At 53.0% G+C, this 22961-nt stretch carries 16 protein-coding genes; 13 read left to right on the top strand and 3 right to left on the bottom strand.

What is annotated here, in order from left to right; genetic code table 11:
* Positions 1-17: 17 nt before the first annotated feature.
* Positions 18-281, bottom strand: a complete 264-nt coding sequence (locus JW881_15265; GenBank protein ID MBN1698875.1) for a co-chaperone GroES — start codon at positions 279-281, stop codon at positions 18-20.
* Positions 282-573: 292 nt separating this feature from the next.
* Here JW881_15265 and JW881_15260 point away from each other — a divergent pair, with 292 nt between their 5' ends.
* Positions 574-2340: a hypothetical protein gene (locus JW881_15260; protein MBN1698874.1), complete on the top strand. Its 1767-nt coding sequence runs from the start codon at positions 574-576 to the stop codon at positions 2338-2340.
* A gap of 23 nt (positions 2341-2363) precedes the next feature.
* On the opposite strand, the gene JW881_15255 is transcribed toward JW881_15260, so the two are convergent.
* Both JW881_15255 and JW881_15250 read right to left on the bottom strand, forming a co-directional pair.
* The gene (locus JW881_15255) at positions 2364-3668 is read right to left on the bottom strand and encodes a HEAT repeat domain-containing protein (protein MBN1698873.1); all 1305 of its coding nucleotides are present in this window, start codon (positions 3666-3668) and stop codon (positions 2364-2366) included.
* Between the two features lie 33 nt (positions 3669-3701).
* A complete protein-coding gene (locus tag JW881_15250) occupies positions 3702-4001 on the bottom strand; it encodes a DUF4342 domain-containing protein (protein ID MBN1698872.1) in 300 nt (99 codons plus the stop codon).
* Between the two features lie 150 nt (positions 4002-4151).
* Between JW881_15250 and JW881_15245 the strand changes: the two genes are divergently transcribed.
* The 12 genes from JW881_15245 (at position 4152) to JW881_15190 (ending at position 22957) form a co-directional block, all read left to right on the top strand.
* Positions 4152-5366, top strand: coding sequence for a PQQ-like beta-propeller repeat protein (locus tag JW881_15245; protein MBN1698871.1), 1215 nt, complete (start codon positions 4152-4154; stop codon positions 5364-5366).
* Complete coding sequence (locus tag JW881_15240) at positions 5359-6789, top strand: PQQ-binding-like beta-propeller repeat protein (protein MBN1698870.1); 1431 nt, start codon at positions 5359-5361, stop codon at positions 6787-6789. The genes JW881_15245 and JW881_15240 overlap by 8 nt, the downstream gene beginning before the upstream one ends.
* A gap of 19 nt (positions 6790-6808) precedes the next feature.
* Positions 6809-7798, top strand: coding sequence for an NHL repeat-containing protein (locus JW881_15235; protein MBN1698869.1), 990 nt, complete (start codon positions 6809-6811; stop codon positions 7796-7798).
* Entirely contained in the window at positions 7795-8358 is a 564-nt protein-coding gene (locus JW881_15230; GenBank protein ID MBN1698868.1) for a hypothetical protein, read from the top strand. The genes JW881_15235 and JW881_15230 overlap by 4 nt, the downstream gene beginning before the upstream one ends.
* On the top strand, positions 8348-9682 hold the full coding sequence (locus tag JW881_15225; protein ID MBN1698867.1) for a 4Fe-4S dicluster domain-containing protein: 1335 nt from the start codon (positions 8348-8350) through the stop codon (positions 9680-9682). The genes JW881_15230 and JW881_15225 overlap by 11 nt, the downstream gene beginning before the upstream one ends.
* Complete coding sequence (locus tag JW881_15220) at positions 9669-11393, top strand: PQQ-like beta-propeller repeat protein (protein MBN1698866.1); 1725 nt, start codon at positions 9669-9671, stop codon at positions 11391-11393. The genes JW881_15225 and JW881_15220 overlap by 14 nt, the downstream gene beginning before the upstream one ends.
* Positions 11380-13767, top strand: coding sequence for an NAD(P)H-dependent oxidoreductase subunit E (locus JW881_15215; GenBank protein ID MBN1698865.1), 2388 nt, complete (start codon positions 11380-11382; stop codon positions 13765-13767). Before JW881_15220 ends, JW881_15215 begins: the two co-directional genes overlap by 14 nt.
* Before the next feature lies 1 nt (position 13768).
* Positions 13769-15367, top strand: coding sequence for a (2Fe-2S)-binding protein (locus JW881_15210; GenBank protein ID MBN1698864.1), 1599 nt, complete (start codon positions 13769-13771; stop codon positions 15365-15367).
* Complete coding sequence (locus JW881_15205; protein ID MBN1698863.1) at positions 15357-16508, top strand: PQQ-binding-like beta-propeller repeat protein; 1152 nt, start codon at positions 15357-15359, stop codon at positions 16506-16508. The genes JW881_15210 and JW881_15205 overlap by 11 nt, the downstream gene beginning before the upstream one ends.
* Before the next feature lie 2 nt (positions 16509-16510).
* Positions 16511-17200, top strand: coding sequence for an ABC transporter ATP-binding protein (locus JW881_15200; GenBank protein MBN1698862.1), 690 nt, complete (start codon positions 16511-16513; stop codon positions 17198-17200).
* The gene (locus JW881_15195) at positions 17197-20559 is read left to right on the top strand and encodes an ABC transporter permease (protein ID MBN1698861.1); all 3363 of its coding nucleotides are present in this window, start codon (positions 17197-17199) and stop codon (positions 20557-20559) included. Before JW881_15200 ends, JW881_15195 begins: the two co-directional genes overlap by 4 nt.
* A gap of 217 nt (positions 20560-20776) precedes the next feature.
* A complete protein-coding gene (locus tag JW881_15190) occupies positions 20777-22957 on the top strand; it encodes a cAMP/cGMP-dependent 3',5'-cyclic-AMP/GMP phosphodiesterase (protein MBN1698860.1) in 2181 nt (726 codons plus the stop codon).
* The last annotated feature ends 4 nt before the right edge of the window (positions 22958-22961 follow it).

Raw genomic sequence — 22961 nt, 5'->3', positions numbered from 1 at the left:
CTCTCTCTCAAATATAATTATTCAATAACTGCCAAAATATCCGACATCTTTATAATCAGATGTTCAACGCCGTCAATTTTCAACTGTGTACCGGCGTATTTATCATACATGATCCTGTCCTTTTCTTTCACCTTGATCGATTCATCATCACCGACGGCAACCACGATACCTTCCTGGGTTTTTTCCTGTGCCGTTTGCGGAATAATAATCCCGCCTTTTGTTTTTTCTTCGCCCTCTTGAATTTTGACAAGGATACGCTCGCCAATAGGTCTGACTTTCATATACTCCTCCTCCTGTAAAAAGTAAGATATAATTTTTTATGGGTTTAGATATTGATGCGTTACGATACCGATTTTTTTTTATTTCGTCAAGAGTATTGGTAATTTTTTTTTATTCGAAAAAGCCGGCTTTGCAGTTTGTCGCGCAGAAGAAGTTTGATATGGTTTATTTATTTTTCCGACAGCATATTCATTTGAACCATAAAAGGACCGTCGGCGATGATGAATGATTTTTCTCGAAAAGAGAATGCACCTCCACTTGACTTTTATCATGATTCAGATAATAACATGAGGGATGGATCAGGATATTTCTCTCCTTATCGGAATGAGATGGAACAATTCCTCAACCGAAGTCATCTGCAGAGAAACGGAACGCTTTTTATCATGGCTTTCCCATACCGGATTCGGGAATGCCTCAAGCGTACACTGGAATATCCCCTGTCATCCCTTTCTCGAAATAAGAACCGGAAACCTCGAAGACCTTATCCGTGAAATTAAATCGAGGACAAGAAATAACGGTGATATTCCGATACCGATGGGATTCAGCGGCAATCTCCACCCCCTTCTTTCACTTGCCGAACTTGAAAAGGAATGCGAGTGGAGTATTGCCAATCCGTGGGAATCCGGAATACAGGACATTTTCGATATACTGCCTGACAGTATCATTCCCGCCCTTGCCGATGTCCAGCGGAAAGAGGCGGCCGATTGTTACAAAAAAGCCGGCTTCCGGACTATCGGTATACCCCTGCAACACCTATCATATCTGCCCCGCACCTTCCGTGACAGTACCACAAGAAACGAACCGATGCCCTTCACCTTTATTACACCGGCCCCGAATATGTTTCATGAATTAAAAAGGGGATTAAAAAAACAAATCGAAGAAGGGCGTTCGACATTTTTCTTCCTGTTTGACTGCTCCCTCATCGAAGAAACCGTGACAATCCCGTTTGACTACGAGCCATTTACAGAGGTAATAAACGAATTGCTCTCAAAACACAAGGCCGCATTCACGACGATCACCGCCCTGGACGATGAGGCGATAAGAAAAATGCATGATCCGGCTCCCTTCAAGGGATTCTCATTCATACCGGATTGCCCGCTTTGGCGGAAAAACGCACAAAGCGCACGGAATGACCGTCATCTCGAAATAAAAACGTCACGGACATACAAGGATATTCTAAGAGAGACGAGTCCCTTCAATCTCGACCATGTGTTGAAAAAACGGATTCAGCCTCACCAGAAATCAATGTTCCCTCCAAAAGAAAGGATAAATGAAGCGAACATGCAGGGCAATGCCGTCCTTTACGGAGAGGCCTTCAGTGTCGCGTTTCTCGAGGGCAGAATACATCATTTTATCATCAACAACAAAAAAATGAATGTCGGGGAGAAAAGCAGGTCATTCATTAATTATGATGATACCGATTATGATTTTCAAAATCTCAGTGCGTTTTCAATTCAGGGCGAACGATCGAGGGGATTACGGGAGTCGCAAAAGATATCAATCGAGGAAACCGGGAAACCGGGAATTCAGCTTACCGACTATTATTTCGTCGACGATTTTCAATACCTCCTCGTCACATCAAAAATAACCTATCCCCTGTTACGGCCCAAAAGCCTCATCGCACAGCTGTCTCCCTTCGAACTGCCGCTTCTCCGATTCACTAAAAACGAGACGATAACCATATATATACATTCGGCATTCTCCATTTCATCGTTTCCCGTACCGCATGAACAGAGAAAAATCATTACGGCCGGAGAACTCTTCGTCGTCGAGGCAAAGGATTACTGTATACTTATCGGATATCCCGAAAAAAAGGGATCGGGTCTCCAGTTTCTGGAATTCCGGGTGGATGATGAAAAAAAAGAGTATATCCTCAAAGCGAATCCATTCGGTACATACATCGCATCCCCCCCGGAATGGTATAACGGGATAACGGAAATTTACACCTTTTATATCGGTGTCGACACGGCTGTCCCGGACGTCCCGCCGGACTTTCCCGCAGGTGTACTGAATGAAATTCCCCGGGATACCGTTTATGTAGCAGCCGACAAACCGCACTGACGGTATATGGAACGTTATCACCCTCACCCGTCTTCCTCATCGGAAGCAAGACCCAAAGAACCGGCGGTATCCCGGTCGGAAATACTCAACGAACCGCCTGAACCGGATTCATCCCGATTTCGATCGGCCAGGGAAAGAGAGCCGGCCTCTCCCTTTCTTCGCAGCTCCCTGATTACGGCGATCGCACTTTTTGCGCAATGGCGGATAACCGGGTTCACAAACATGTCGTCTGCGAGAGGGGCAAGATGTTCTATCGCTTGCAATGTTCCGCATGTACCGAGTGCTTTAATAATGGAGGATTTCAAAACGATATTGTTTGTTTTCAACGCCCCGAGCAAAACCTCATGCGCCCTCGTATCTCCGCATTTCTCGAGTGCTCCCGCAATCGCGGCCTGTAATTCCGCATCCGTTGTACCCAGGAACAACCGGATGAGTTCGTTGACCGCGTCCGACCGTTTTATGCGTACAAGCGCCGAAACCGCCTTGATTTTCAGCGAGACAGGGCCCCCGCGCATCAGCGCGTAAAGCTCGGGAAGTCCCTCTTCACCAAGGCACTCGGCCGCTTTTAATTTTACTTCGGAATGCCTGTGAAAGAGAAGGTTGCGTAACAACTCCTTGAGTGAGGCGTCGACGGAAAAACGAGTACAGTAAATTTCCAGGTACCGCAAAACAACCTCCCATCGCGTCTCTATCCGGAGACAATACAAAAGCCGTTCCCTGACGGACCCGGAGTTTTTGAACCTGTCGTTTGCCTTCAATAACCCCTCGATATGCCCGACAAGCTGTGCTTTATCCATGGTTTTATCCAGAACGGACTTGTTCCTGACGGCGATGACAACATGTATCCCTTTCCTATCGATATTGACAATTCCCTGCTTATGGACGAGCCGGAACAGCGTAAACCTCGTCTCTTCATCCAGCCGGCTCATGATATCGATTTCATCGTCGCTTTCAATATGAAGGTGCGCATCGCATTGTTCGTCATGAGTAAGGATGTCCTCTATGCCGCCGATCCTTGCCATTCTGCCGACCGTATTTTCGTTTGTTATAAAAAAAACGGAAGGATAGGGTTCAGCAGGTCGTATATCGATGGAGACCGTATGTGGTTTCAATGATAAACGATGTCCGATCCGCACTTTGTCGGTTCCGATTTTCCCTTTTACGGAAGATGCCTTGAGGAATCCCGAAAAAACAAACGAAAGCCGGAAATGAGCGGCAATGTCGAAAAGGGTTATGGCTTCTTTTTTGAAAAACCGGTAAAGCGTAACGGCGCCGAAACACAAAAAAGCGGCCGCCCCTGGTAAAATAAATACAATGGCTTCCGGCATTATCCATTACCTTATGTTAAGGAATATCCGCTGTTACTCCCCGTCATTATCCTTGTCGTCGACCCGAATAATTTCGACTTTAACACGGGCTACGAGGGCCGCCAGCGCCCCGAGTGCCGCGAGCACCGGTGCCAGCAGAGTCACCGCCCCCCCGACCGCCACCCCGGCCGTCAAAGGAATTTCTATAAGTACCTCTCCCGTCTCTTTCCTTATAATCAGCTTTCTTATATTTCCCTCTTTGATGAGTTCCTTTACCCGCTCTATCAATTCACTCCCGGCTATCTCGATCTCTTTTTTCCAGTTTCTTTCCTTGTTTTCCGAATTATTTTCCATTCCCGCTCCTTTCTTATCCCACCTTACACCCTCCCATTTTTTACGTCAAGACCGTAAAGAAGGCGGAAAAAAATATACCCCCTTGCCGGCCTTTATCCTCTTTTATATTATTGATATATTATACTAACAAGCAAAGAATTGAGGATGGATATGACAAAAAGAAGACAAAGGGTTTTTATATGCATTGCCTGTATCGCTTTCTGTGCGACCTCGCAGCTTTCCGGTGAGGACTGGCCCAGGTGGCTTGGACCCGACGGAAACAGCATCACAAGCGATTCGGATTTCAATCCGAAAGCCCTCGGAGAAAAACCGGAGGTCCTGTGGGAGATTAACGTCGGGAACGGTTTTTCGCAACTATCAATAACAGACGGACGCGGCTATACATTGGGCAATAATAAACGAAAAGACACCGTCTACTGCATCGATGTGCAGACCGGCAAGACTGTCTGGGAATACACCTATGACGCATCTTCCGGCCAGTATCCGGGTCCCCGTTCGACACCGACCATCGACGGAGAACTCGTTTACACACTCGGCGAACAGGGCCATCTTTACTGTTTCAAGGCAAAAACAGGTGAGGTGGTCTGGGAAAAAAATCTTGTCGATGATTTTTCCGCCATCCCGCCGAGCTGGGGATTCGCGAGCTCGTGCGTGATCGACGGGAACAACCTCCTTATCAATGCCCTCTCGTACGGCCTGGCCCTCGACAAGAGAACGGGAAAAATAGTGTGGGCCAGTCCCAAAGGAGTATGCGGTTATTCAACGCCCGTTTTATACTCGTCCGGAAAAAAAAAGGGGACTCTTATATTCGGAGAAAAAGCCGTTTACGGCGTGGACAGAAAGATCGGGAAACTACTCTGGTCATATCCGTGGTCGACCTCATACAATGTCAACGCGGCCGACCCGCTCTATATCGACGGGAAGGTATTTATCGCCTCCGATTACGGAAACGGCTGTGCCCTGCTTTCAGTGACATCCTCAAAGCCGCAGCTTGTCTATAAAAACGATAAAATGAAAAGCCATTTCAACAGCTTCGTCTATCATGACGGTTATCTCTACGGAAATGACGGTTCACCCGGGAAAGGTACCTTTCGCTGTCTGGAGTTTTCATCGGGAAAGGAAATGTGGAGTAAAAACCTCGGTTTCGGTGCATTAATTGCGGCGAACGGTTATCTCGTCCTTTTTACCGAACGCGGGTATCTGCATATAGCGGAACTCACGCATACTTCATACAAGGAGGTCGCAAAGGCGCGGGTGCTGACTGGCACCTGCTGGACGCCGCCCGTTCTTGCTCACGGGAAGATGTATTGCAGAAACTCACGGGGAAATATCGTCTGTATCGATGTGAGAAAAGAGGATGCCTGAACGGAACAACCGGTTTATCAGCGGTATCAGCGCCTGCCTCACCCTCGCGGCCGGAAGTCTCATTATCGCGGCATGGCTTTCCTTTGAACCTGCTTTCGGGATAGTCAAACATGTTCCGGGCATGGACTCCGGCCCGACTGTCGCTGAAGCCGCGGATGAAACGGTCGATATCGGAAGCAATTTCAGAAAAACGGGCGAAGCGGTCTCGTTTCACCCGGGTTCCTGGCCGCGATTCCGGGGAGAAGACTTCGATAACATAAGCAAAGAGACAATACCGCTCGCTGATAAATGGCCGGAAAAAGGACCGCCGGTCCTCTGGTCCGTCTCTCTGGGTGAAGGACACAGCGGTCCGGCGGTCGGCGGGGGCCGCGTCTATATCCTCGATTATGATGAAGCATCGAGGTCCGACGCCCTGCGCTGTCTTTCCCTTGCCGACGGAAACGAATTATGGCGCCGGTGGTACAGGGTACTGGTCAAAAGGAATCATGGAATGTCCCGCACAATTCCGGCGATTGCCGACGGGGTTGTCGTGACCATAGGTCCCCGCTGTCACGTCATGTGCGTCGATGATGAAAGCGGAGATTTTCTCTGGGGCATCGACCTGGAAAAGGAGTACGGGACGGAAGTACCCATGTGGTATACGGCCCAATGCCCGCTTATCGATAACGGGGTCGCCGTTATCGCGCCCGGAGGGAAATCGCTCCTCATCGGGGTGGATTGCCGGACGGGAAACATCCTCTGGGAGACGCCTAATCCAGACGGATGGCATATGTCCCATTCTTCGATTATGCCGATGAGCATATCCGGGGTCGACATGTACCTTTATTCAAGTCCTGAAGGGTTGACGGCTGTCGGCGCCCGTGGAGAAGAGACGGGGAAGGTCCTCTGGCGGACAAAGGCCACAGAAAACGCGGTCATCGCCCCTTCCCCGGTCGTATTGCCCGGCGGACGTATTTTCGTTACGGCGGGATACGGTGCAGGTTCCATCCTGCTTGAAGTGACAAAAAAGGGGACTGGTTATGAAACCGAAGTACTCGAAAGCTATACCCCCCGCCAATACCTTGCTTCGGAACAGCAGACACCGATTTTCTTTCGGAATCATCTTTTCGGGATTCTTCCCAAAGACGCGGGAAACGACCGCACCCAGTTCGTCTGCTATGATCCGGAAGGGGGAATGGTCTTTAAAAGCGGGAGGGAACACCAGTTCGGTCTCGGTCCGTATATCATTGCGGACGGTAAGTTTTATATCCTTCGGGACGACGGGGTCCTCTTCATGATACGGGCGTTAACGGAAAGATACGAAGAACTCGACGCCGCGAAGCTTCTCGACGGCCGCGACGCATGGGGTCCCCTGGCGATAGCGGGGGGGCTGCTCCTCCTCCGCGATTCGAAAAGGCTCATCTGCATCGACGTACGCGAGTGAATATAACGAAGGGAAAATCATGGACCGGTCAAAGAAAAAATCCCAAACCCCGCTGCTCCCGTTGGCGATGATACTTATAACGGCCGCTTCCGTTTCCGGTTGTTTTAACGAAAAAGGGAACCCGTATGTCAATCCTTATCAATACGACATCGACAACCTCGCGCGGATCGATACGTCCCTTCTCCGTTATAAAGAAACAAACCGTATTCCCGTCCCCTTCGATCGTCCCACGGGGATCGCGGTGGACGGGAATAAGGTTCATGTCACCGGCGACCGGTCCCTCGTTACCATCACGAGTAATGGGGAGGTTTTGCGGCGCATCTCCCTCGACGGACGCCCGACGTGCATCGCGCAGGACGTCGAAGGGGTTATTTATATCGGTATCACCGAACATGTCTCCACATATTCTGCGGATGGAAGCCGTACCGGGGTCTGGGCGTCGCTCGGCAACAAGGCCGTCATCACTTCTATCGCCGCATCGCCGTTATATGTGTTCGTCGCCGATGCCGGAAACAGACATATCTGCCGTTATACGAAAGAGGGAAGACTCCTCGGCCATATCGGCGGATCGACCCCGTCTGAACCGGACGGCTTTCTCATTCCCAGCCCGTACTTCGATGTCGCGACCGCGGGAGACGGCCGGGAAATCTGGGCCGCGAATACGGGAAAGCACAGGATACAACGCTATAAGGCGGAGGGAAAACTCATCTCATCATGGGGTGTCCGTTCGACCGCGATCGAGGGCTTCTGCGGCTGCTGCAATCCCATTCACTTTACCCTGCTTGAAGACGGAAGTTTCGTAACCGCGGAAAAAGGCCTTCCCCGGGTTAAAGTCTATACGCCACAGGGGGATTTCAGGTGTGTCGTGGCCGGACATGAAGATTTTCCTATCGGCTCGACCGGATTCGACCTCGCATCCGGCGATAACGGCGACATTTTCGTCCTGGATCCCGCGGGAAAGGCCGTGCGGATCTACTCGGAAATAAAGCGGGAAGGCGGCAGTGAATGAATAAACGTTCGATGAACCGGAGGGAATTCCTCAAGACCATGGCGCGGTTCGGTGCAGCGGCATCGATCGCCGGGATCGGAACCTACGCCGCGACCTCATCACTCGGGGAAGGGATGGTATGGCAGATCGATCCGTTTATCTGCATACAGTGCGGACAATGCGCGACCAATTGTGTCCTCACCCCTTCAGCGGTAAAATGTTTTCACGCCTACAACGTCTGCGGGTACTGCGATCTGTGCAGCGGATATTTCATGCCCGACCCCCCCGCATTGTCGACCGGGGCCGAAAACAGACTCTGCCCCACCGGCGCGATCATCCGCACCTATGTGGAAGATCCCTATTACGAATACACGATCGACGAGGGCCTCTGTATCGGATGCGGCAAATGCGTCATGGGATGCTCCGCATTCGGAAACGGATCGCTGTTCCTCCAAATTCGTCACGACCGGTGCGTCAATTGCAACGAATGCTCCATCGCGCGGCGGTGTCCGTCGGGGGCCATACAACAGGTCCCCGCCTCGACGCCGTATCTGCTTAAAGGGACCTCAAATGAAGGATAAACCGGCATTTCAGACCGTTTTTATGCAGGCGCTTCTGGCCGTCCTGTGTTTTACCGCCTCCGTCCCCCTGCACGGGCAGGAACGGTTCCCTCAGCCGGAGTTTACATCGGACTATACCATTCCCACGCCGTTACAGCCTCATCCCAGGCAGACGGTCTTCGATTATATCGACACGGCGATCCTCATCGCGGCCCTTGCCTCAGCGAGTCTTTTCGCCCTCAAATTTCGCAGGCGCACCGGTCTTATCGTCATTGCCGTCTTTTCCGTTTTCTATTTTGGATTTTTCCGGCGGGGGTGCGTCTGCCCGATCGGCGCGATCCAGAATATGGCGATGGCGCTTTTCAACCCGCACTTCGCGGTCCCCATAACCGTCATTCTCTTTTTTACAGTTCCCCTGATCTTTGCCCTTTTTACCGGCAGGACATTCTGCTCGGGGGTCTGTCCCTTCGGGGCCCTGCAGGAACTGGTCATCGTCAAACCCCTCAGGCTTCCCCAATGGGTTTCCTCCGTGCTGGGAATTATCCCGCCCGCCTACCTGTGCCTTTCCGTTCTCCTCGCGGCCACGGGATCGGGCTTTATCATCTGCCGGTTCGATCCTTTTATCGGATTTTTCAGGTTCGGCGCCACATTTGAAATGTTCGTCGCGGGTCTTCTGTTTCTATTAGCCGGCACGGTTGTCGCCCGGCCCTACTGCCGTTTTGTCTGTCCCTATGGGGTCATTCTCGGCTGGCTTTCGCGGCTTTCATATCGGCACGTGAAAATCGCGCCGGAAGAATGTATCCGGTGCCGGTTATGTGAGGATGTGTGCCCCGTTGATGCGATCAGGCCGCCCGTCCCCGAGACCATGATCGAAGAGAGAAAAACGGGAATACGCCGTCTGGGGTTTGCCATCCTTTTTCTGCCCCTTATCGCTTTCGGGACGGGATTCGCCCTCTCGCTTCTCTCACCATACCTTGCCCTGCTTCATCCCGATGTCCGGCTCGCGCGCCAGATCCGGCTCGAGAATGCCGGAGAAGCCGAAGGAACCACACTCGAAAGCGACGCCTTCCGGATGAGGGACGTCCCTTTCGATGCCCTCTTCGAAAGGGAAAAGACCGTTCGCGGCCGGATGACTAAAGGCGCGTGGATTGCCGGAAGCGTTATCGGATTTCTTGCGGGACTCACCCTGATCGCCTCGTCGCGCTGGAAAAAACGGAGTGTCTTTGAAATCGACCGCCGCGCGTGCGTAAGCTGCGGCAGGTGTTTCGAAGTCTGTTCGAAGGAACAGGAAGAAAGACGCAAAACAACACTCAAGAAAAAGGAAAAGACCAATGAACGGGACTGATACGCGTGAAACCGGCAAACGCATGATCGTGTATGCCGTGCTGCGCGGGATTGCCGCGGCTGCCGCCCTCTTTTCCGCGGTGACGGGAGCGATCATCACCATCACCTTTTTCCAGCTTTCCTCACTCGATCCGGTCAACCTTCCCCAGCTTGCGTCCTTGTATGAAGCGTACAACGAGCATCCTGAAGATGAAGCGCTCAAAGACCGGTTGCGCTCGCTTGATCTTCTCGCAAGGCGCGCTTTCTTTACCGCGGGTTGGCAGATCCGGACCGGGGGTTACCTTTTCGCGGGCGGCGCCGGGCTCGCCGTCCTCTGTCTCCTCATCATGAGCCTCATTAAAAAGCCCGCCCCCCGTCCGGGCGGGGAACCATCTCCCGGAGGAGTTCTCCGTTCACGTCGCCTTATACGGGGTCTGACGGCAGGATTGGCCGGCGGTTTTTTCCTCTTTTCTCTCGCCGCCTCCTTTATAGCCTCAGACCGGCTCGAAAACCCCGCTGCCGGCATTTCCGGAACGAATCCGGAAGGTGCGGCGTCTTCCGGAGGCAAGGAAAGCCTCGCGGACGGGTGGACCTGTTTCCGCGGCGGAAGCGGTGCGGGTATCGCCCCCGAAGGAACATACCCGGTCGACTGGGACGGCGAATCAGGGAAAGGGATACGCTGGAAAAAAACGCTTCCGCTCGAGGGGTTCAACTCACCGGTCGTCTACGACAACAGGGTCTTTCTCTCGTCGGCATCGAAGGAGAGTCTTTTGGTTCTCTGCTTCGATGCCGGCGACGGCGGTCTGCTTTGGGAGAAGGAGGTAAAAGACGTTACCGGAAAACCGTCCGTCTTTCCCGAAGTTTCGGCGGACACAGGGTATGCGGCACCGGGACTAGCGACGGACGGCGAACGGGTCTTTGCGCTTTTCGCAACCGGCGACCTCGTATGCCTTTCCCTTGACGGCGAGGTGTTATGGAGCCGTCCGATGGGTGTCCCCGAAAATGCCTACGGTCACGCCTCGTCCCTCGTCACCAAAGGCGGCCGCCTTTTCGTTCAATACGACGGGGAAAACACAGCCGGCCTCTTCTGCTTTGACGCATCGAGCGGGGAAATCCTCTGGGAAACCCCGCGGGAAGTCCATGCGTCATGGTCTTCTCCTGTCATCGTCTCACACGGGGGCCGGGCTGAGATAATCCTTTCGGCGAATCCGATCGTCGCTTCATACGATCTTGTTACCGGTAAAGCGTTGTGGAGCGTCGAATGCATGGTGGGCGAAGTCGGACCGTCACCGGCGTACGCGGACGGCAAGGTGTTCGCCGCCAACCAGTTCGCGAGTCTCGTCGCCATCGATCCTGATAACGAGGAAATACTCTGGGAGTACTACGACGAACTGCCCGATGTCGCGAGTCCCTGTGCGGCCGGCGGGATTCTTTTTATGGCGACGAGTTACGGTATCGTCTGCGCCCTCGAAGCGGAAACGGGAGGTGTATTCTGGACGGCGGAATACGAGGAGGGATTTTATGCTTCACCAATCCTTGCGGACGGCAGGGTGTACGCCCTTGACAGAAAAGGGGTGATGCGTATTATCGAAGCCTCAGCCGAATACAACCTGATTGCCCAACCTGCGTTGGGGGATGATACGGTGAGTACTCCCGCATTTTACCGCTCCGGTATCTTTATCCGTTCGAAAAAATATCTCTTTTGCATCGGGGGTCTCGATGCGGAAGATTAAGCCCCCCTCGAACGAATCCCTCACCGCCGTCAATCCGGAGGACATCGACCGAATCATTGAAAATCACGGTACCACGAGGTCGGCTGTCATCCCGATCCTCAAAGCCGTTCAGGACCGCTACCAATATCTCCCCCCAAAGGCTTTGGAGTTGATCTGCGGAAAAACCGATATCACTCCGGCCCGGATCGCCGGGATCGCCACCTTTTATTCCTCCTTTCGTCTCAAACCCGCGGGAAAGCACCGGATCAACGTATGTATCGGGACGGCATGCCATATGAAAGGGGCCGAACAGGTGTACCGAGCGTTTAAAAACCACCTCCTCATTCCGGAAGAAGAAGATACGGACAGCAGGGGGCTTTTCACAGTTGAAAAAGCGGCATGTCTGGGATGCTGCATGCTCGCCCCCGCCGTTCGGATCGATACCATTACCTACGGATATCTCGAACCGCAAAAGGTCCCTGCCACCATCAATGATTTTCTTTTATCGCAGAAGGAGACGGGGAAACGGCCGGTGTCCGATCCGGAACCTTCGGAAATCCCCCATGGAGAAGCCCGTCTCTGTACCTGTTCGAGTTGCCGCGCGGCGGGTTCACATGAGGTGTACGGCGAGTTGCGCCGGCTGGTCGCCGAAGACGGTCTTCCCGTCAGGGTCATCGAGGTCGGGTGCACCGGTATTTCATATGAAGCGCCGCTTCTCGACATCACGACCGGAGATGGAAAAACCTTCCGTTACGGAAGGGTGGGCGTTCGGGATGTGGACCGGATTCTTCATACCCATTTTACGCCTGTCAAGGCATTCGGGCGAATCCGCGCCGCGGCCAGGCTTTTTCTCGAAGACATATACATCGACGGGCCGGAACCGGGTGTCATCCGTTATACGGCCGAACCGAGGTCCTTTTGTCCCGCCGGCTCGCACAGACAGGTCGCGATCGCCACGGAACACTCAGGCATTCTCCCCCCCCTCGATATTGTCCTCTATAAAAAATTTGACGGGTTTCGCGGTTTGAGCGCGTGCCTTTCCTCTAGCGATCCGGGGGGTGTTATCCGTCTTCTTGAAAAAAGCCGTCTTCGGGGACGGGGCGGTGCCGGTTATCCGACTGCACTGAAATGGGCAGCCGTCAGGGACCGGCAGGCGACGAAGAAATACGTGATATGTAACGGCGATGAAGGCGATCCCGGTGCGTTCATGGACAGAATGCTGATTGAATCGTTCCCGTTCAGAATCATAGAAGGCATGACGATCGCCGGACACACGGTGGGGGCCCGGGAAGGGTATATCTACATTCGTTCCGAGTATCCCCTTGCCGTCGAACGGATAAAAACGGCGGTCCGGATCTGTGAACGGGAGGGGTTTTCCGGCCGTCATATTCTGAAAAGCGGTTATTCGTTTCACATTACCGTTGTCGAGGGCGCCGGCGCTTTCGTGTGCGGTGAAGAAACGGCCCTGATCGCCGCGATCGAAGGCGGACGGGGGATGCCGCGTTTTCGGCCTCCCTATCCTTCCCATAAAGGGCTGTGGGGTCTGCCGACCCTCGTCAACAATGTCGAAACACTCTCACTCATTCCGTGGATTATCCGCAACGGCCCCGATAAGTTTGCCGCTCTCGGTAATGGAAACAGCAGGGGGACAAAAACATTCGCCCTTGCGGGGAAGATCGTTCACGGGGGACTTGTCGAGGTTCCGATGGGAATTACCCTGCGGGAGATTGTCGAAGACATCGGCGGGGGTATCCAGGGGGGAAAACGATTTAAGGCGATACAGATAGGCGGCCCCTCGGGCGGCGTCATTCCGGCCGCACTCGCGGAGTTGCCCGTCGATTACGAAGCCCTTCTCGGGGAGGAGGCGATCATGGGATCGGGCGGCATGGTGGTCCTGGATGAAACCGATTGCATGGTCGAAGTCGCCCGCTACTTCATGGATTTCACCCGCAGTGAATCCTGCGGAAAATGCACATACTGCCGGATCGGGAGCGGGGAAATGTACAACATCCTGAACCGGCTCACCACCGGGAAAGGGAAGCAAGGCGATATCGAACGTCTCGAACATCTCGGTGATATGATGAGGGAACGAAGTCTTTGCGGATTGGGGAAAACGGCCCCCAATCCCGTAATGTCGACCATCCGCCATTTCAGGCTCGAATACGAGGCGCATATCGACGGGACCTGTCCCTCGCAAAGCTGCAAAGCACTTATCGCCTATTCGATCACCGATTCCTGTATCGGGTGCACGAGGTGCGCCCAGGTATGTCCGTCGGGGGCGATACGGATGAGGCCTTACGAGCGTCACGAGATCGATATCGACCGCTGCATCCGTTGCGACGCCTGCCGGACAGTATGTCCGCAGAAAGCGGTTGTTATCGGGGGGATACGATAGTATGGTGTCATTGATAATAAACGGAATAAAAGTAGAGGTCAATCGCGGCGCGACCCTGCTGGATGCGGCTCGTATCGCCGGGATCGAAATCCCGACGCTCTGTTTTTTGGAGGGGAAGGCGCCGTTTACTTCATGCATGATCTGCCTCGTCGAAGATACGGGACGGGGCACCCTCGTTCCGGCATGTTCGACACCCGCCGAAGAAGGTATGGTGATCGAGACCGGCAATCGCCGCGTCCTTGATTCACGAAGGGAAACCCTCGGGCTGCTTATAAGCGAGCACGCGGGGGACTGCAGGGCGCCGTGCAGTCGTGCCTGTCCTTCGGGTCTTCCAATTCCGTCGGTATTGAGGATGATTCGGAAAGGGAATTTCAGGGATGCGGTGAACCTCATCACCCGCTATATCCCCTTTCCCGCCATTATCGGCCGTATTTGCCCGGCACCATGCGAAAAGGTGTGCCGATTGGGGCGGGTGGAACCCCCCATCGCCATTTCCCTGATCGAACGGTTTTGCGGCGATCTTGAAGGCCGGGTACTATCGCCGGCGCCCGTTTCCACTCCCCGCGACCGGCCGGAAAACCCGAAACGTATCGCCGTCATCGGCGCGGGTCCCGCCGGTCTCGCGGCCGCGTACCGGCTGCTTTCACTCGGCTACCGGCCCGATATCTTTGAAAAAGAGGACGGGCCGGGTGGCGGCCTCCACCGCATGGTATCGGACGGCCGTCTGCCGTTATCGGTCCTGTATGATGAAATCACGAAGAGGCTCGGCGATACTGCCGGATTTCACTATCATACGGCGATCGGGGTCGACCTGTCCCTTGACGAACTCAAGAAATCCTTTACCGCTGTATTATTTGCGACAGGGGAAGCGGCATCGTCTGATGCAAAGACGTTGATACCGCTCCGGCTTCACGGTCCGGATAAGGGCTTCGGAACCGATTTTCTTACGGGTGAGGAAGGCGTGTTCGCCTGCGGGGCTGCGGTACGGCCCATGCGGATGGCCGTCCGGGCCCTCGTTCACGGAAAAGAGGCCGCGGATACCGTTCACAGGGTTCTAACCGGTCAAAAGGCGCCTGTCAGCACCAAAGCGTATGACTGCAGGATGGGACATATCGGGAACAAGGAAATCAGTGCGATTCATTCGACGCTCCCGGCCGTTGAAAGAATCGACGTAAAAAAAGGATCTCAAAAGGAGTTCTCAAAAGAGGAAATAATCGGAGAAACCATGCATTGTCTCCACTGCGACTGTCATTCACCGGTCTCATGCCGTCTCAGAAAATACGCGACCGACTACGGCGTCATCCTACCGGAAGACGTCTCCTCTGGGCGCCGGCCGTGGACGAGGGATTCGAGTCATCCGGAAGTCGTCTTTGAACCGGGAAAATGCATCAAATGCGGCATATGCGTCCGTCTGACGGAAGATAACCGCCACATGCGCGGAATGAGTTTTTTGGGCCGCGGCCCGGAGACGGCCGTCGCACCGCCGTTCGAAATTCCGGTATCCGGGGCGCTGGGTACACTCGCGGTCATCTGCGCGCAATCGTGTCCCACCGGAGCGCTGGCATTAAAAGAAAGTGAGGATAACGACAATGATATATAGAAGAATAACCGTGTGTTCGCTTGTAATCATGTTCGTTGCCGCATTCTGTTTTTCGGAGGCGGCGGGATCCGCGTCCGTTTCCGGTGCGGTATGGCCCGTTTTTCGGGGAAACAGGGAACTTTCCGGCAGTACGAATACCGATGTACCGGAAAAACCGGTCCTTCTCTGGACGTACAAAACAGGGGATGCGATCCGGTCGTCGCCGGTCGGTAATGAAAAAGTATTGTACATCGGTTCGGATGACGGAGTACTTTACGCGCTCGCGCGCGCGAACGGGAAAAAAATCTGGTCGTTTTCGACCCGGGATGCGATCGAAGCTCCGCCCCTTCTTTTCGACAATATGGTTCTCGCGGGCACCCTGGGGGGAGTTTTTTACGCATGCAATGCCGAAACGGGAAAAGTCATCTGGTCGTTCGACGCCGGGTCGAGGATAACCGGATCGGCAAACTACACGATCGGAAAGCCGGGAAAAAGCAACCATGTCCTTTTCGGATGTTACGATGCCAACCTCTATTGTCTCGATGCCGGGACGGGACAGAAAGTCTGGAACTTCGAAACGGGGGGGTATATCAATGGCGCGCCCTCGGTCAGCGAAAACCGGATCATCTTCGGGGGGTGCGACGCCTTTCTCAGAATCATCGATACCGTCACCGGCAAACAGGAAAAGGAGATAAAAATCGGCTCATATATTCCGGGTTCCGTTGCCATTGACGAAAAGCATGCATTTGTCGCACACTACGGGGGGGCACTTGTTTGCGTGGATTACCGGTCCTCCTCGTTCGTATGGGAATACCTCAATAAAGACGAAGAAGCTTTTTTCACTTCTCCGGCATACGGAAACAACTGTGTCATTATCGGATCGCAGGACGGCGTCATCCACTGCGTTGACAAAGCAAAGGGAACGCTTCTCTGGACCTTTGACACGGGGACGGAGGTAAAGAGCAGCGCCGTCATTGCCGGCGAAAAGGCGGTTGTCTGTTCCATGGACGGCTTTATCTACCTGCTAAAGCGTTCATCCGGCCAAAAACTCTGGACATACGAGACGGGAAATGCCATTTCAGGTTCCCCGGCGGTTATCAACGGGATGCTGATTGTCGGCTGCGAAGACGGCCTGGTATACGCGTTCGGCGAGGGGGTGTGAACATGATGTTACGATGCGAAAGCCTGCGAAAAAGTTTCGCAGGCCCCGAGGGAGAGGAAGCGGTCACGGTCCTCAGGGGTATTTCATTTTCCGTAAACCGGCAGGAAACAGTGGCGATCGCCGGCCCTTCGGGGTCGGGAAAGAGCACACTGCTTCATATCATCGGAACACTCGATGTCCCCGATCAAGGCAGCGTGTTTCTCGACGATAACGATCTGTTCGGACTTTCGGAAAACGACCGGGCACGGCTGCGAAACTCGTCAATCGGATTCGTTTTTCAGTTTCATCACCTTCTTCCCCAGTGCAGCGTACTTGAAAATATCCTTCTCCCCACACTGCCCCGGTCCTCCGCACTCTCGAAAAAAGAAGCGGCCGAACGGGCGGATTACCTTCTCGAACGGACGGGCCTTTTCCCACGGAGAAACTACCGCCCACCGCGGCTTTCAGGCGGTGAATTGCAGCGGGCAAGTGTCGCGCGCGCCCTCATTAATAAGCCGCTTCTCCTTCTTGCGGACGAACCGACCGGTTCTTTAGATTCGGCGACGTCGGAAAAACTCACCCGGCTTCTTCTCGATCTCAACAGGGAAGAAGAAACGGCGCTGATCGTCGTCACGCATTCGCTTGAACTGGCGGCCTGCATGGAAAGGCGATATCATCTTAAAAACGGAAAACTGGAAAAGGACGGCCGATGAAACCGGGGATGCTTAGTTATATCGCACAAAGCATCATCGGTCACCGGCGTACCAACCTCGGTATTTTCGCGGGCGCGGTCTTTTCGACAGCGGTCCTCCTCGGGGCGATGATTGTCGGGGATTCGTTACGTTACAGTCTGAAAGAACATACGAAAACCCGTCTCGGGAAAACGGAATATATACTCATGCCCGGAAGCCGGTTCATCCGGACATCGTTAGCGGATGAATTGTCGAAGGAACTTCATACCCCCACGGCACCCGCCGTGCGTCTCTCCGGAATCGTCAGTTCGCCTGACGGCACCCTTCGGATGGGCGGCGTGCAGATTTTTGGAATTGACGACCGGTTCTGGCAATTCGGTACCGCTTCGTCCTACAATCCCGCTTTTTCCGAAAACGAAGCGGCGGTCAACCGGCTGTTCGTCGAAAAAACGGGCCTCACACCCGGCGATACATTTCTGCTGCGCTTCAGATACCGGGAATCGATCCCGTACAATGTCATCTTTTCCGAAAAAGAGGATAAATCGGTTTCACTCAAACTTTCCGTCAAGGATATCGTGCCGGACGATTCGATGGGACGCTTCGACCTTCGGATACATCAGGAGGCACCCCTTACCGTTTATCTTCCCCTGCGTCTTCTTTCCCGAACCGCCGGATTTCCCGGTAAAGCCAATCTTATCCTCATCGCACAGCGTCAAAACGGTATCCTGAAAGAGCAGAAACTCATACGGGCGCTTAAAAAGGTTTGGGGGCCGCAGGATGCGGGAATACGTTTCGAACGGATTCCGGGAACGGGCATCACCCGATTGACTTCGGAACGGCTTTTCCTTCCCCAAAATATTTCGGCCGCGGGGCTTTCGGCGGATAAAAGCGCCAGGGGTATGTTCACCTATTTCATCAATACGATCTCTCTCGGGGACCGCACGACTCCCTACAGTTTCGTGTCTGCACCGGGAGACACCTCCGTCCCCGTGGATATGGGTGACAGGGAAATTATAATATCCGATTGGCTTGCCCGCGACCTTCATGCAAAAAAGGGGGACACTATCGAGTTTTCCTATTTTATTCCCGCCTCGGGAGCCGTAAGGGATGGCCGGGAGGCCGAAGACGACGGCCGGGAAGCCGAAGACGACGGCCGGGAAACTTCGGATTCACTCATCGAGGTCTCCTCTTCATTTACCGTCCGCGATATTATCCCCCTTGAAAAAATAAAGGGTCTCGAATACTTCGTCCCGTATTTCCCCGGCCTTACCGATGCGGGAACGTGTGCGGACTGGAATCCGGGCATCGATATCGATCTATCACGCATCCGTGAAAAGGATGAGGCGTACTGGAACGAATACGGAGCCGCCCCGAAAGCCGTTGTCACCCTCGATCGTGCACAATCGATGTGGAGTAACACATTCGGAAATCTCACCGCAATCGGCTATACATCATCGAGGCCGCTTCAGGAACTCGAAGCCGCGGTAATGAAGCGACTCGATCCTTCGGAAGCGGGTTTTGCCTTTGTCCCCGTCATGGAAAAAGGCCTTGCGGCGGGCAGTGAATCGGTCGATTTCGGCGGTCTGTTTTTGGGATTGAGTTTTTTCATCATCCTCTCCACACTCCTCATCATCGGTCTGCTCTTTGTGTTCGAAGTCGAATACCGGTCCGGTGAACTCGGCCTGCTTAAAGCTCTTGGTTTCCGAAACGGGGAAATTTCTTTTCTTTTCCGCACCGAAGGACTCATTATCGGCGCGGCCGGTTCGATAACCGGTGGTCTTGTCGGTATTCTCTATGACAAACTGATTCTCTATGGACTGTCGACCATCTGGATCGGGGCCGTCGGAACAACATCCCTTCGCCTTTATGTCGATCCGGTCACATTCTCAATCGGTATTCTCCTGAGCACGGGATTATCCTTTCTCGTCATGACCGCGGCAACGGGAAAACTACTCAAAACACCGATCACCCGCCTTCAGCGGGAAGGGAAAACGTTTCACCTGCGATTTCTGAAAAACAGATACATCGGAAGCATCCTCATCATCATCCTCTGCATTGCCGGTATGACGGTGATCGTGGTTGGAACGGGTGGAAATCTTACCGGAACTCAGGCCCACTTTTTCATGCTTACCGGCGCCCTTACCCTCGCATTGCTTCTGGCCGTTTTCAACCTCATCCTTATTTTTTCAGGAAAAAGCGCGCGAAAGCATTCGCCGGGTATCGCGGGTATGGGATTTCAAAGCCTTTCACACAACAGAAAACGAAGCATCACCGTGGCCGGTATCCTCGCGTGCGGTATATTCATCATCGTCACGGTCGGCGCGAACCGTAAAGCGCCGCTTGCGACCCCCGCGCAGCGTTCCTCCGGAACCGGCGGATTTACCCTCATCGGAACATCCACCCTGCCGATTCATACCGATCTCAATACGGCATTCACCGGCTCATTCGATAACGGCATGGAAGGGACAATCCGTTTTGTCGCCATGAACGTGCATGAGGGCGATGATGCAAGCTGTCTCAATCTCAACAAGATAGCCGAACCGCAGATTATCGGTGTCGATCCGCGGGAATTTTCCCACCGCCATGCCTTTTCATTCGCTTCCGTGATGCCGGAGGTCTCAGACAAGAATCCATGGTTGATCCTCGAAGAAGAAGACGGCGATGCCGTCCCTGCGATCGCGGATCAAACGGTGATTACCTGGGGACTCGGTAAGGCAGTCGGCGATACGCTTACCTATCTCGATGAACGGGGATCGCCGGTTCATATCAGACTGATGGCGGGCCTCTCCAATTCGATATTCCAGGGAAATATTATTATTTCCTCGCGTCATTTCAACCTGCTGTTTCCTTCGGAAGACGGATACCGGCTTTTTCTTGCGGACAGCCCCCGGTCGGACAGCCCCCGGCTCGAGGAAATACTTGAAAACAGATTCAGGAGTTTCGGATTGGAAATGGAACCGACGATAGAACGGCTTGCCCGTTTCAATGTTGTGGAAAACACCTATTTATCCATGTTTTTGATGCTCGGCGGACTGGGACTACTCATCGGAACAATCGGATTCGGTGTTCTCCTTCTGCGAAATATGGCGGAAAGAAAAAAGGAAGGAGCGATTCTCACGGCGATCGGGCTTCCCCGCAGCACTATTTTTCTCATCGGTGTTTTCCCGAATTCGATCCTCCTCGCTGCCGGCATTCTCGCAGGCTGTCTCGCGTCATTTATCTCACTTTTACCGGTAATCGTATCGCAGGGCCAGACCGTCCCGTTTGATGTCGTCGGGATTATCACAACCGGTATCGTCGTTCACGGATGTATCTGGGTACTACTGGCAGCCCGTTACGCTGTTAAGGGAAAAATAATCGATGTATTGAGAAACGAGTGAGAAAAAGGGGAAATACTCCCGCCATCCGGTTAATCCGGCTAAAAACCCGGCAAATCCATATAAAAATTGGAAAAATAAATGGAAATAAATTATAATCCAAAAGGAAAGATTCGTGAGGAGGAAGCGGTTATTATACGAAAACTATACTATATGTCATGTGATCGTCGACCGATAGTCTTCACAAGAGAATAAACACTTATAACGAAGGGGGTACAGCATGTCATCTGCTCATCAACGCGGCAGAACGAAAATGGAATCGCTTGTCGAATTGAAAGAACGTGTCACAAAACTGCCCCGGGGGGGATACCTGGTACAATCCCCTATCGGGTATATCCAGTTCGGTTCTCCGCCGGAGACGATCAAGGACACCATGACGCTTCCCGATTCCGTCCCCAGAATTTTTGTCCTTCCCCGCATGCTTTTTCACCGGCAGAAAGGAATCAGTATCGCGGAACTGGAGTTTCCGGTCTATTACAACTTTTTCATTAAAAAGAAAAAGACCCTCATTATCGGAACACGCGAACAGATTTCGCGGCTGATACGTACCCTCCACGAGGCGGTCTTTGGTCCCAAGGATGTCAGTCTTTCAAAGGACGTTAACCCGTCGAGTCAGAATATCGTACTCCCGGACCTGAGAAAGGAAATGAATTACTTTCGGGGCAATTTCCACTTCAAGGATCTTGTCGGATTGGGATTTTTCAAAAACAATCGTTACGCCATCGACAACATCACGATTTTGGTCGACGACAATAAAGATTTCGACGTATTCTTCGATGATACCAAAATCGCACATATTCCCGGTATGATCGAATACAAGGCAAAGTTCAATATCGGAGAGCGTCTTCCCGAACCATATAATCCCCCGCTCTTCGGTGTCACCTGCCTGGGGCCCAGTCACGGTTTCGATCCCACGGAAAACACATCGGGCTACGTGATCTGGCTCAATCACAACGGGATTATGGTCGACCCGCCCGTCAATTCGACCGAATGGCTCGAGAATTCGAATGTCAATCCCAAACTCATCGACAGCATTATTCTCACCCACTGTCACGCGGACCATGACGCGGGGACCTTTCAGAAGATACTCGAAGAGGGCAAGATCACCGTGTATGCGACCCGTACGGTCATCAACAGCTTCCTGAGAAAATACGCGGCCCTCTCCGATGAACCGATTTCCTATTTGAGCAGGCTTTTCAGATATCATCCGATATATCTCGGCCAGCCGGTATTCATTCACGGCGGTGAGTTCAATTTCTTTTACACGCTGCATTCGATTCCCACCGTGGGCTTTACTCTTAAATTCCAGGATCAGACCTTTGTTTATTCGTCCGACCATCAGGGCGACCCCGACGTGCAAAAAAAGCTGTACGATCTCGGTGTTCTCCACGAGGACCGCTATGCGCAGCTTCGGGGTTTTCCGTGGGAAAGCAAGGTCATCTACCATGAATCGGGGATACCCCCCCTGCATACTCCTATCGCCTATCTCAATTCACTCACGGAAGATATACAGAAAAAGATCGTTGTCTATCATATTGCAAAGAAAGACTTCCCCCCGCAAACCGATCTTACCCTCGCCACCTTTGGTATCGAAAACACCCTCTATTTTGAAACGGAAGCCCCACGGTATGAAAAGATGTACCAGATACTCGGGCTGCTCAAACACCTCGATTTCTTCGACAGTCTGCCGGTTGAAAAAGTACAGGAGTTCGTGAGCATTATCCGGGAAGAACACTTCGATAAAGGACAGACGATCATACAACAGGGAACAAAAGGGGACAAATTTTACATCATTTCCTCCGGCAATGTCGCTATAAACTCGGATGAACTCGTCACGAACAAGGTCGCGAGTACATACGAATACTTTGGCGAGATCGCGTTGATGACGGAGAAACCGCGCGCCGCTGACGTTATCGCGGAAACGGACGTTACCGCCTATACGATAGAAAAAAACAAATTCCTGAGCTTCATCAGCGGAACCGAGTTCGAGCTGACCCTGCAGCGCCTTATCAAAAACAGGGAAAACGTCATCTGGAATGTCCTTGCCTCATGTCCGCTTTTCAACCGGCTGAGTTCATACCAGAAGACATGGCTCGAATCCATACTTGTCCTGATCGAGTACGAGGGCGCCGGCGTGCTGATTGAAGAAGGCAAACCGATCGAAAACATCTACATTATCAACAAGGGAGAGGTCATCGTCACCCAGAAAGGGAAATACATATCGACCCTCAAGCGAAGCAATTTTATCGGCGCCATGCATAAAATCCACCGCAGTGAGCCGGCGGAATATACTTTCCGGCACGAGGATTCCATATCCCTCCTTACATTAAAGAAGGAAGACGTGCTCGAATTCGTCAACAAGAATCCCGGTGTTGGAATGATGCATACGCTGGATTTTTGAGGTT

The organism is Spirochaetales bacterium (assembly GCA_016930085.1).
GTDB lineage: Bacteria > Spirochaetota > Spirochaetia > SZUA-6 > JAFGRV01 > JAFGHO01.
This window is presented reverse-complemented; position numbering and strand designations above follow the sequence as displayed.